The organism is Prevotella dentasini JCM 15908 (assembly GCF_000614065.1).
GTDB classification, from domain to species: Bacteria; Bacteroidota; Bacteroidia; order Bacteroidales; family Bacteroidaceae; genus Prevotella; species Prevotella dentasini.
On record NZ_BAKG01000011.1, the window covers coordinates 61,247 to 73,741 of the forward strand.

9 protein-coding genes and 1 pseudogene are annotated in these 12,495 nt (G+C 43.9%); 6 read left to right on the forward strand and 4 right to left on the reverse strand.

What is annotated here, in order from left to right; translation table 11 throughout:
• Positions 1–34 precede the first annotated feature (34 nt).
• The gene (locus JCM15908_RS06955) at positions 35–1,045 is read right to left on the reverse strand and encodes a hypothetical protein (protein ID WP_025002792.1); all 1,011 of its coding nucleotides are present in this window, start codon (positions 1,043–1,045) and stop codon (positions 35–37) included.
• 140 nt (positions 1,046–1,185) lie between these two features.
• Here JCM15908_RS06955 and prmA point away from each other — a divergent pair, with 140 nt between their 5' ends.
• Positions 1,186–2,064: a 50S ribosomal protein L11 methyltransferase gene (gene prmA / locus JCM15908_RS06960; RefSeq protein ID WP_025002793.1), complete on the forward strand. Its 879-nt coding sequence runs from the start codon at positions 1,186–1,188 to the stop codon at positions 2,062–2,064.
• On the opposite strand, the gene JCM15908_RS06965 is transcribed toward prmA, so the two are convergent.
• Together JCM15908_RS06965 and JCM15908_RS06970 are read right to left on the reverse strand one after the other, a co-directional pair.
• Entirely contained in the window at positions 1,991–2,827 is an 837-nt protein-coding gene (locus JCM15908_RS06965; protein ID WP_051530773.1) for a glycoside hydrolase family 25 protein, read from the reverse strand. The genes prmA and JCM15908_RS06965 overlap by 74 nt on opposite strands.
• Before the next feature lie 77 nt (positions 2,828–2,904).
• The gene (locus JCM15908_RS06970) at positions 2,905–4,548 is read right to left on the reverse strand and encodes a diphosphate--fructose-6-phosphate 1-phosphotransferase (RefSeq protein WP_025002795.1); all 1,644 of its coding nucleotides are present in this window, start codon (positions 4,546–4,548) and stop codon (positions 2,905–2,907) included.
• Between the two features lie 316 nt (positions 4,549–4,864).
• Between JCM15908_RS06970 and JCM15908_RS06975 the strand changes: the two genes are divergently transcribed.
• The 5 genes and pseudogenes from JCM15908_RS06975 (at position 4,865) to JCM15908_RS12905 (ending at position 10,756) form a co-directional block, all read left to right on the forward strand.
• On the forward strand, positions 4,865–5,137 hold the full coding sequence (locus JCM15908_RS06975) for a hypothetical protein (RefSeq protein ID WP_025002796.1): 273 nt from the start codon (positions 4,865–4,867) through the stop codon (positions 5,135–5,137).
• Between the two features lie 4 nt (positions 5,138–5,141).
• Positions 5,142–5,696: a 1-acyl-sn-glycerol-3-phosphate acyltransferase gene (locus JCM15908_RS06980; protein ID WP_025002797.1), complete on the forward strand. Its 555-nt coding sequence runs from the start codon at positions 5,142–5,144 to the stop codon at positions 5,694–5,696.
• Positions 5,697–5,700: 4 nt separating this feature from the next.
• A complete protein-coding gene (locus JCM15908_RS06985) occupies positions 5,701–8,274 on the forward strand; it encodes a golvesin C-terminal-like domain-containing protein (protein ID WP_025002798.1) in 2,574 nt (857 codons plus the stop codon).
• A 33-nt stretch (positions 8,275–8,307) separates the two neighbouring features.
• Entirely contained in the window at positions 8,308–8,649 is a 342-nt protein-coding gene (locus JCM15908_RS06990) for a DUF8442 family protein (RefSeq protein ID WP_025002799.1), read from the forward strand.
• A gap of 39 nt (positions 8,650–8,688) precedes the next feature.
• A pseudogene (locus JCM15908_RS12905) lies at positions 8,689–10,756 on the forward strand (YgiQ family radical SAM protein).
• 50 nt (positions 10,757–10,806) lie between these two features.
• Here JCM15908_RS12905 and JCM15908_RS07000 read toward each other — a convergent pair.
• Positions 10,807–12,474, reverse strand: coding sequence for an AMP-binding protein (locus JCM15908_RS07000; RefSeq protein WP_025002800.1), 1,668 nt, complete (start codon positions 12,472–12,474; stop codon positions 10,807–10,809).
• Between the last annotated feature and the right edge of the window lie 21 nt (positions 12,475–12,495).

Below are 12,495 nucleotides of genomic sequence, written 5' to 3' on the forward strand. Positions count from 1 at the left end.
GAATTGTTTGTCAGGAGTAAAGGTTGGGGACGTATTAGCGTCGGCCACCGAAGCTGGTTCTGTTTCTGCTTCCTGTGCTGCCAGAACGACTGCCTCCACCGAAACTGCGGCTTCCGCCAAAGCTGCTGTTGGAATTGAAGCCGGAATTAGAACTCCGCGGAGTAATGTTGGGCGAAGTTCTCTGTGTCGGGGTATAGGTACGGGACGTTCCGAACTGGTAGGTAGGCTGTGAATTACGGGAAGGTCGACGGCTTCCTGCAAATCCGTTATTTCGGTTTACTATAGTGGTACGGCCACGGCTGAAACCCCTTGTGCCATTATTGTTTGCTGTATTTCCGCGATAGCCGCTAAAGTTGCTGTTGCTTCGTCCTGCAATGGTAGGGTTTTCGTAGCTTCTTCCATTGCCCCAGTGGTTGGCAGTGCCAGTATGTGTTCCATTATTGCTGTAATAATAGCTTCCACCGGGATAATATGGACGGTTGAATCCGAATCCATAATAATAAGGAGAGTCCCATCCCCAATAGTTGTACCGGTAAGCCCATGGATATCCCCAGCCATAGTGCCAACTGCTATAATACCAAGGAGCATAGAGGTCATTATACCAAGGATCCCAATAGCCCCAACTGCTATAATAATAAGGTGAACCTATATACCAAGGATTATAGCGTCCCCAGAATCCTTCAAACTGCTCCATCCTACGGCTGTAGGCAAAATCATCCACATTAGTTTCGTAGGAGTGCATTAAACCAGCATAGACGGTATCAACAACATAGGAATCTGTACCAAGCCGGTAGCGGATAATGTCGTTGCCTAAGGAGTCGGTGCCTATTTTCTTGTAAGAAAAGGCTCCTCTGCGATTGTATTCTTCGGTGGATTTATCTATGCCACTATAATAGGCAGGAGAGTCGTCTGTGTTCCAGATGTCCTTGCCTGCTTTGGAACTTTCTTCTTGATTCTCGGATGGAGAGAAGTAAAGATCGTCCTGCGCCATTGTAACGAATGGCATTGCTCCAAATAGGACTGAAAGAAGGATAATTCGTTTCATAATCATCTCTTATGTTGTGTCTTGTTTATTGTGATATTGCAAATATATAATAACCTTGCTATGCAAATATACGGAAATTCCCTAACAATTAATAGGTTTTCCCCTATTTTTTATAAATTTGCACATAAAATTAACGTAGAATGAAGTATATAGAATTAGAATTTAATATAAAGCCGGATTCTGAGCTTGCACGCGAGATTGTCATGGCATTGGCAGGAGAAGCAGGAGTGGAATCGTTCTATGATGAAGAGAATTGCTTGAAGGGATATATTCAGCAGATTGGTTATAGTGCAGAGAAGCTCACGGCATCATTGAATCAACTTCCGTTGGAAGGTGTTGATGTGTCTTTTTTTGCGCGGGCTGCGGAAGATAAAGACTGGAATACGGAATGGGAAAAATCGGGTTTTGAACCGATTTGTATTGAAGGACTTTGTGTCATTAGCCATATCAAGGACAAGGATAAAGTTCTAAAAAAGTCAGAATTGTCTCTTCTACCTCAAAAGATATGGATAGAGCCTCGTCAGGCTTTTGGTTCCGGCACTCATGAAACTACCCAAATGATAGTATCCACTCTCTTGAATATGGACATAAAGGGTAAAAGAGTGTTGGACTGTGGGTGTGGGACAGGTATTCTTGGTATTATTGCAGCCCAAGCAGGTGCCAAGAATGTTGTTGGCTATGACATTGACGAGTGGAGCGTAGACAATACAAGGCATAATGCAGTACTTAACGGTGTGGAGATAGAAGTTCTGGAAGGGGATAAAAGTGTCTTGTCGAATATAAGCGGCCTTTTTGATATTGTACTTGCCAACATAAACCGCAATATACTTTTGGATGATATGGAGGCCTTTGTTTCTGTGATGAATGAGTGTTCATGGCTGATACTTAGTGGCTTCTACAAGGAAGATGTAGATTTGATAGCGGCAAAGGCAAAGAGTCTCGGCCTTATTCTTCAACAATTGAAAGAGAATCGAAACTGGTGCTGTCTATCCTTTGTACGGGCTGGGGAACAGGTATAAGCAATTGGCGCAGGTCGTAATAGCTGCCGTTGTATATATCTAAGTCTACGTAACCACTGATGCCCGGGAGTCTGCCAGCATCGGTATGTTGCCAGAATTTCCAAGGGCCTTCGTACTCCATCTTGTCCACGTAGTAATGTGCTATCCAATAAGGATAATCGTCAAAGCGTGAGTCGGATAGATATAAGTCTTTAAATTTATAATAGGTATAGATGATGGGCTTCACGTGATACCTGTCCTCAACGATATGTAGCCAAGTCAGTATATTTTGCTGGAAGTCTTGAACGGTAAGATTCTTTGGTTTGCTTTCAACATCAAGCACGGGAGGTAAGTCCCCCGGTGAAAGCTGTACCATGGCAAGGAAAAAGTAGGCTTGCCGACGGGCTGAAGACTTGTTGCTCCAAAAGTGATATGCTCCGCGAATTAGGCCATTCTCTTTCGCCCAATAGAAATTATCGCGAAAGTTCTTGTCCAAATGGCTGTCTCCTTCTGTTGATTTGATAAAGACAAACCGGATGGGGTATGTCTGTATTAAGGCATTTCTCAATCTGTCCCAATTGATGTCCTTCTGGTAATGACTGATATCTATTCCATGAATTTTATAGCCTTTTGGATAGTCAGGATCTCCGAAAATAGCCCTCCATCTGAAGCCTGAAGGTGAGACAAGAAATGTGTAAAAAAGAATACAATAAAAAAGCGCAATGAACATTCCTATTCCTGACAAAAATGCTTTGGTATGGCTTTTCAGCCATGCCCTCAGCATACAGGGAATAGAAGAAATGTTCATTGCGAACTTATTTTCTTTCTTTATTCAGCAGAATAATAGAAATAGTATAAACTTTACTTAGCTTGTTCTAAGGCAAGTGTTTTCGTTGGTTGATCACAAACCTCAGACGGTCCCCAATATTGGACTGGGCCGGGATAAACGAAACATGTTTCCTTCGACCATTTATCACGCAGACTTGCAAAGGTTTTGAAAGGAGCACCCTCCAAGTCAACAAGGGCCTTACGGATAACTGGCTTCATCTCTCCGTTACGTTTTTCCATGTTCATCATCATAGTAATTGGCACACCACCAGCCTTCCAGTCCTCAGGCTTGGCAGTTGTATTCTTTACAATTGCCATATATCCTGTTTTTCCGTTAGCAATGAGTAAGGCTGCAGAGACACCGAGAACATAGCAATAGTTTGCATCAAAGTTTGATGGGGCAGGGCACCGGCCTTCGTATCCGAAGAAATGGTGCATTGAGGCAAACGTACCGTTGAATTTACCCTCTTTAGCCCACTTCTCTAATTTATCGGCTACCATGTCTGAAAGGAGCTTTTCGGTCTCAATTAGTGAAACTTGTACGTTTCCATGTGGATCGCGATCCAGTGAAAGTTGACGGGCAACTCCTTCGGGGAGTGTTTCAAATGTTGCCTTGTTGGCTGCTGACAAGTGGGCGAGGATATACTCACGCTGAGCTTCTTCCTTAAGATCCTTGTAGTCAGCACCGTGTTCTGCAAGTAGGTCGTTGAGTTCTTGAATCAGACGTCCTATAGCTGGTACAAACTCAATAAGTCCTTCGGGTACGAGTACGACTCCATAGTTTTTCCCCTGATTTGCACGATATGCAACGATGTTGGCTATGTATTCTACAATGTCATTCAAGGTTTTGTCCCGTGCTTGGATTTCCTCTGAGATAAGACAAATATTCGGTTGGGTCTGTAGTGCACATTCAAGTGCAATGTGTGAAGCCGAACGTCCCATTAATTTGACGAAGTGCCAATATTTACGGGAAGAGTTGCAGTCTCTCTCAATATTTCCGATAAGTCCGGAATATGTCTTCGTTGCTGTGTCAAATCCGAAAGAGGTTTCTATTTGGTCGTTTTTTAAGTCACCGTCAATGGTCTTTGGACAGCCTATTACTTGAACGCCATATTTTTTGGCAGCATAGTATTCGGCCAACACACAGGCATTGGTGTTGGAGTCGTCGCCTCCGATAATGACAATGGCGTGAATATTTAATTCACGGATTACCTCGAGACCTTTCTCGAATTGTTCCTCTTCTTCCAATTTAGTACGGCCGGAGCCTATCATATCAAAGCCACCAGTATTCCTGTAATTTTGAACATAATCTTCGGTAATCTCTATGTAGTTATGATTGACAAGTCCACCTGGCCCCATTAAGAAGCCATAAAGACGGCTTTCTGGATTCAGCTTTTTTATTTCGTCAAAAAGACCAGAAATGACATTGTGTCCACCGGGAGCTTGTCCTCCAGAGAGAATTACTCCAACATTCACCTTCTTGCCATTAGTAACATTGGATGGAACAAACTCTATGAGAGGCATTCCATAAGTGTTGGGAAAAAGTTTCTTGATGTCTTCTTGATTGTCTACACTCTGTGTAGGTTCGCCTTCCTGAATCTTTACTGTACCCTGAAGAGCCTTAGGCAATTTAGGCTGATAAGCAGCTCTTTCCTTTTGTAAAGCACTAATTTCCATAAACTTAATTGTCTTGAAATATTTAATAATAAAATCGTCTTCTCTACCAATAAAGGAGGTGTATTGCGACCATGTCGAATAGATTAACTCAGCTCGGGTTAATGTATCTGTACTCTGATCGGTAACACCTTGGCTACTTTCTCATAAGCAGCTGCCTTTGTTTTGCAAAAGTACGTTTTTTATCTGACAATTGAGGAAGAAAAGTGATAAATTAAGATTTTAATTCTATTTTTTTGTTCAAATTTCGTTGGTCTGTCATTTTTTCCTTATCTTTGAACAATAAAAAGAATACAGGAATAAATAGCACCTTACGATTATGAACAATAGAAGAAAATTAAAACGAACCATTAATTATATTTGTGGTGGTTTGTTTGCAGAGGCTGTAGCGGCCTCTCTTTATGGGGAAAGCGCAAATATCGAAAACATAGATTCCTTGATGGCATCCATCTTGATTATGCATAACAACTATATCAGCCGTATCTCGCATGTTGAGCCGGGGATGCCTGCCAAAGATTATTTCAACGATCTCAAGAATAAATTTAATAAGGAGGTCTCAGAAATCATAGATCAAATAAGTACATTGGGATAAGACCATGCTGAATTTGTTTTCTAAATGGTTGCTTTATCGGATTCTGGGATGGAAGAATGATGTCTCTGTCAGCACCGAAGGCAAGTTTATTATCTGTCTTGCACCACATACGAGCAACTGGGATTTTGTCATTGGGCAGCTTTATGCGCGGGCAGAAGGCTTTGAGAGCAATTTTCTGATGAAGAAAGAATGGTTCTTTTGGCCCTTGGGAGTCATCTTTAAGAAGATGGGCGGTATCCCAGTTTGGAGAGGTCAGCATACGAACATGACGGATATATTGGCAGATTATGCTGGGAAGTCTCCCACCTTTCGTTTGTGCGTAACGCCTGAAGGAACTCGGTCTCTCAATCCTGACTGGAAGAAAGGATTTTATTTTATAGCGTTAAAGGCAAACCTGCCTATTCTGCTATATGGAGTTGATTATAAAAGAAAGCTGATTCAATGCACTAAGATGATTGTCCCGACAGGTGATGTTGATGCTGATATGAAAGAAATTAAATTGTATTTCAAGGATTTTTTAGGGAAGAATCCTGAAAATTTTACAATAGGGGAGATATAAATCTATGTATACTCGATTGTTGACATTCCTTTTCTCTTTAATGTTTGTTCCGGGCTTATATGCACAGAATACAATGAAAGAGAGATATAAAGGTAATTCATGGGTAGAGAACATCTCACGGCCTAATAGAATTACCGCAGGGTTACAGAATGTACATTTAGCTTTATGGGCATCGCATGGACGATATTTTGACACAAATGCCGGGCTGTGGAAATGGCAACGTCCTATCCTTTTTGGAACAACAGAAGACTTGTATACGCAGACTATTGTTGTCCCATACCTGATTCCAATGTTGGAGAGTGCTGGAGCGGTTGTGTTTACTCCACGGGAACGGGATTGGCAACAAAACGAAGTCATAGTAGACAATGATGGTAGCTCTTCATCCTATAAAGAAGAGAACATCAAGAAGAAATGGACTACAGCTTCTGTTCCCGGCTTTGCCTTCCATCAAGGTGATTACCGAGATGGTGAGAATCCGTTTGCTGCCGGAACTGCAAGGCAAATAAAGTCAAGAAAGAGGAGTAGCAAGTTAAGTTCTGCCTCGTATCAGCCAGTCTTGCCCAAAGAGGGTAAATATGCCGTATATGTAAGTTATCAAACACAAAAGAAAAGTGTAGACGACGCGGAGTATATTGTCTATCACAAGGGACAGGAAACTCATGTCCGTGTTAATCAGCAGATGGGAAGCGGAACATGGGTTTACCTTGGTACTTTTGACTTTGACAAAGGTTGCAATTCTTATAATAGGGTGGTACTTACCAACCATAGTAGGCGTAAGGGAATTGTTACCACCGATGCCGTTCGTTTTGGCGGGGGCATGGGTAATATACAGCGTGGAGGTACTATCAGTCATTTACCTAGAAGTTTGGAAGGAGCAAGATATTATGCCCAATGGGCAGGTGCTCCTTATTCTGTTGTCAGCAAGAGCAGTGGAGGTAACGATTACAATGATGACATAAATGTGCGTTCGTTGATGACGAACTGGCTCGCTGGAGGTTCTGTGTATCTTCCTGATGCTGACGGTAAGAATGTGCCAATAGAATTGGCATTAGCTGTCCATAGTGATGCAGGGGTGAAGAATGATGGCAGTTTGGTTGGAACTTTAGGAATCTGCACGACACAGCAGGGAGATTCCCCTCTCGCAGGTGGATTACAGCGTGGCGTATCAAAAACCCTTGCAGAGCAATTAGTCAATAATCTTAAGAGAGATATTGAGCAGACCTTTTATACTTCATGGACTACACGGTCTGTATGGGATAGGAATTATAGTGAAACTCGGCTTCCTCGCGTTCCGTCTGTGATATTGGAAACCCTCTCTCATCAGAACTTTCCTGACATAAGACTGGGTCAAGACCCGAATTTTAAGTTTACTTTGGCACGGTCTGTTTATAAAACCTTGCTGAAATATGAAGCAGGTTTACATCGCGAAAGCTATGTCGTACAGCCACTTGCCCCCCGAAACTTCAGAATTGAGTTTATTTCAAAAAGTAAGATCCGTATCCGATGGGATGAAGCCAAAGACCCACTTGAGCCTACGGCCAAGCCAACATCGTATAATCTGTATACTTCAACAGGCACTAGTGGATTTGATAACGGAATGAATATACGTTCGTCCAGTTTTGATATGGAACTGGAACCGGATGTGCTTTATAGTTTTCGCCTAACAGCCTGCAATCAGGGAGGAGAAAGTTTTCCAACAGAGGTGTTGTCCGCTTATAGGGCAAAAGACCCACGGGGAACAGTTCTGATTATAAATGGTTTTCATAGGCTATCATCCCCTGCCCAGATAAATTCCAACACAGAACAAGGATTTGATTTGGAATCAGACCCGGGAATAAGCTACGGGCCTACAACTGGATGGAATGGGCGTCAAAGCAACTTTGACAAGGCCCAAATGGGAAAAGAGGGAGCAGGAGCTTTGGGATATGGCGGTAATGAGTTAGCCGGAAAAATCATAGCAGGCAATGACTTTAACTATGTACGTGCTCATGCTGAGGCGATACAGACTATGAAAAAATATAACATTGTCAGCTGTTCCAGTACGGCCGTAGAGAGTGCCCAAGTTTCCCTTTCGCAGTACGATTTGGTTGATCTAGCTTTAGGTTTGGAAAAAGACGACGGGCACAGCCTGATTCGTTACAAATGCTTTAGACCAAGTATGCAACATCAGATTTCCGAGTATCTGAGGAGAAAAGGAAAGTTGCTGGTAAGCGGAGCCTATTTGGCTTCGGATATGAATACTGACGCAGAAAGTAAATGGCTTTCTGAAACACTGAAGATTGCTTATGCAGGGGCGGAGCAGAATGGCTATCAGCCATCGGTTGAAGGCTTGGGGCTAAGGTTCGATGTCTATCGAACCATGAATGAGGAGCATTATGGTGCTTATTTCCCTGATATTCTTACCCCCGTGGGCAGTGCCTTTGCCACTATGACATACAGCAGTGGCGGTAATGCGGCTGTTGCCTATAAAGGCAATGATTACAGCACTTTTACCATGGCTTTTCCTTGGGAATGTATAAAAGATAAGGATATGCGTAACAAGATAATGCGTGGTATCGTTGCATACCTGTTGAAGTAAAAATAATAATTTGAATATAATAAGACTGAAATTATGCATAAGATTCAAGCTAATGCCTCTGGTACAAGAAATATAGAGATAGAAGAGTCCCACCTCTATACCATCCGCAAATATGCACTCCTTTCCAATCTCGTTGGTTCTACAGGGATAGTGGATGAAGACATTTTGGATAGACTGCGTTTCAACGTACGTAGTCTTTTGGAGTCAGAAGCTGGCAAGGACAAGGCTCTGCTCGATTTATGCCTTGACGTAGTCTATAATCAAAACATGAAGGCTCTTGGACTGAATAATCTCGTTAAGCTTTACAGAGATTGGCTTACACGACTGGATGAGAATACAGCAATGCAAGAAAAACAACCAGAGCTAACTGATTAAGAAGAAAAGAATTTGGACGCACAACAGACTACAGGCAGCATGAAGCAGCAGAAAGGAGGCAACGAAAAGGGGAAATCATCTGTTTCTCCCTCTTTTCACAGACTTACCGACTTCTTGCCGACTACAAAGAAAGAGGTGGAACTTAGGGGATGGGAGCAGCTGGATGTTATTCTTTTCTCTGGCGATGCCTACATAGATCATCCCTCTTTTGGAGCAGCCGTTATAGGACGGACTCTTGAGGCGGCTGGTTATAAGGTTGCCATTGTTCCACAGCCCGACTGGCATGGAGACTATCGCGATTTCAAGAAACTTGGTCGTCCGAAATTGTACTTTGGCATTGCTCCCGGATGTATGGATTCTATGGTAAACAAATATACTGCCAATCGTCGCCTGCGTTCAGAAGATGCCTATTCGCCTGATGGCAGGCATGATTTGCGTCCAGAATACCCGACAATTGTATACTCAAAGATTCTTAAACAGCTTTACCCGGATGTACCTGTCGTCTTGAGGAATTGAAGCCTCTTTGCGTCGTCTTACCCATTACGACTATTGGAAAGATTGTCTGAAGAAATGTATTCTTTGCGACTCTGGTGCTGACCTAATTATATATGGTATGGGCGAAAAGCAGATTGTTGCAGTTGCCCGGGAATTGGAGGAGGGGAAAAGTATCACAGATGTGAAGGATGTTCCACAGACCGTATACTTATGTGTGCGGAATGACATTCCCGGTGGAATAAGAGAGGACGATTTGGTCTTGCACTCACATGAGGAATGTCTTCGTAATAAGAAGTTTCAGGCCGAAAACTTCAAGCATATAGAGGAAGAGTCAAACAAAAAGCATGCCCAGAGAATCATTCAGGCTGTTGACAATGTGTATGCGGTGGTAAATCCGCCATATCCAACAATGACCACACAGGAATTGGATGCCTCGTTTGATTTGCCATATACTCGTGAGCCTCATCCTAAATACCGAGGAAAGGTCATTCCTGCATACGAAATGATAAAGTTCAGTGTGAATATCCATCGGGGATGCTTCGGTGGGTGTGCCTTCTGCACCATTTCCGCCCATCAGGGTAAGTTTATTACTTGCCGTTCTAAAGAAAGCATCATAAAGGAAGTAAAGCAGGTTGCACAGATGCCGGGATTCAAAGGAAACCTGTCCGACCTTGGAGGCCCTTCGGCCAATATGTATGGAATGGAAGGCAGAAATCCGAAGGCATGTGAGCACTGCAAGCGTCCCAGCTGTATCAATCCAGAGATATGCCCTAATCTCAATACCGACCACTCCAAACTCTTGGAGATTTATCATGCTGTCGACCGTCTGCCGGAAATTAAGCGGAGTTATATAGGCTCAGGGGTGCGTTATGACTTGCTGCTACATGAGAGCAAAGACCCCAAAAGCAATGAGGCTGCACGGCAATATACGCGCGAACTTATTGTCAGGCATGTCAGTGGCCGCCTAAAAGTCGCTCCGGAGCATACATCCGACAGGGTTTTAAGGTTGATGCGTAAGCCTTCTTTCAAGCAATTCTATGCCTTCAAACGCATTTTCGACAGGATAAACAAAGAGGAGAATCTTCGCGAACAGATTATACCCTACTTCATCTCTTCTCATCCGGGATGTCAAGAAGAAGACATGGCTGAGCTGGCGGTACTTACGAAAGATTTGAACTTCCATTTGGAGCAGGTTCAGGATTTCACCCCAACTCCCATGACCGTCTCTACCGAAACATGGTACACGGGTTATGACCCATATACGCTCGAACCCGTTTTCTCTGCGAAAACCCCTCGGGAGAAACTCGCACAACGTCAGTTCTTCTTTTGGTACAAGCCTGAAGAACGGAAGAATATTGAACGCGAACTTAGGAGGATAGGCAGAGAGGATCTTATTGCAAGGCTATACGACCGTCCACAGAAATTTTACGGTAAGGTGAAATACGATCCACGGGCTATCGGAAGCTCCCCCGACCTGCCAAGTTCGGGAGTTTCAGGCCGAAAGGACAGGGTAAACCACGGGAATCGGCCTGCCAAGCCTCAGTCTGTCAGGGGCAAGACGCCCAAAAGTTTCAATCCTAACTTTTCCCCACAGCGCAGGGGAAAGAAATAAGAGCAGTACTCCCTAATCTGTCCCCACGGGTTAGGATAATATGCGGATAGTCAGGTTGTTCGTTGATACAGATACCTTTTTATGCTCTTTTTGGGTGTCTTTTCAAACTCGTTCTCCTGCAATTCGATGGCAGAGAGCTTGCAAAAGGTTGGAAGAATGTTGTTGAGCTCTTGTCGGTTCTGCTCCATAATGCTTTGGAGGTCTTCCTGACTGAAGCCCAGCGACTGCGCCTCATCCATGTCGGGGTGGACGAGGCCGACCAATTGTTCACCGTCTTGAATGATGATGCTTTCGCTGACCATTGCCATGGAGTTCAGCTTGTCTTCAATCTCTTCTGGGAATATGTTCTGTCCGTTAGAGCCAAGAAGCATGTTCTTAATGCGCCCACGGATGAAAAAGTGCCCCGTTTCGTCCATAGTGGCAAGGTCGCCCGTATGAAACCAGCCTTCGCTGTCGATTACTGCCTTGGTGGCCTGTTCGTTCTTGTAATATCCGGACATCACATTGAGTCCGCGGGTAACAATTTCTCCCGGAATCTCCTTGGGGTTCGGACTGAGTACCTTTGTCTCCATGTGCCTGACGGTTGTTCCGCATGATCCGTTGACAAAGTCTGTATAGTCGCTGTATGTTATCATCGGTCCTGTCTCGGTAGTGCCATAGCCCATCGTCAAAGGGAAGTCGATGCTTGTCAGGAAACTTTCTATCTCTTGGCTGAGGGCTGCACCGCCTACCATTACCTCGTATACGTTTCCGCCAAGGGTCTCCATGACCATGTTGCGGATGCGTTCCTTTACTTTCTTGTTGACAACAGGCATCTTCAGCAGCATGTGTACTACCTTATTCTGGGTCTGTGGAAAAACGTTCTTGCGTATAATCTTCTCTATCACCATAGGTACTGCCACAAGAATGGCAGGGTGAATCTCCGTGCAGGCCTGAGCAATGAAGGTAGGGCTTGGAAGCCGGGTAAGGAAGAAAATGTGATTTCCAAAACAAAACTCGAAAATGAACTCACAAAGCATGCCATACATGTGGGCCATGGGAAGGATGCTTAGGACGTTGGAGCCTTTCTTTATATGTGTGCCTAATTCGTTCAATGCCCAGTCAAGATTGCTCCAAAGCACTCTATAGGTGAGCATGACTCCTTTGGAAAATCCCGTCGTGCCACTGGTATAGTTGATAAGCGCCAAGTCTTCAGGCGCATCAATGTAGTAATTGACGTGTTCTTTATGGAAGAACTTGGGATATTTCTGTCCGAAGATGGCATTAAGGTTCTCCCGTGCGTATGTAAGATTCTCAGAGCGCGACATCAGGAGCGAATAGTCTGGTATATAGATGATGCCCTCTATGTTGGGCATTTGTTCCGGGTCGAATGTAGGGGTAACAACATCGCCTGTAAAGAGCAGCCGCGACTCAGAATGGTTGACAATGTTGTATACCTGTTCCGGCTTGAACTCGTTCTGTATGGGTACGGCAACTGCCCCGTATGTGAGTATGGCGAGAAAGGCTGCTGCCCATGCCGACGAATTTCTTCCGCACAGGGCAATCTTGTCTCCTCTTTGGACACCGCTGTATTCAAAGAGTATATGCAGTTTTTCTATTTTTCGGGCCACGTCGTGGAATTGCAGCGTGGGTCCGTGATAATCGGTCAGGGCATTGTTATCCCAGTTATCTTTGATGCTTTTTTCAATATAAGAGTTGAAACTTTGTATTGACTCCATTGCACAATTGAATAATTTTCG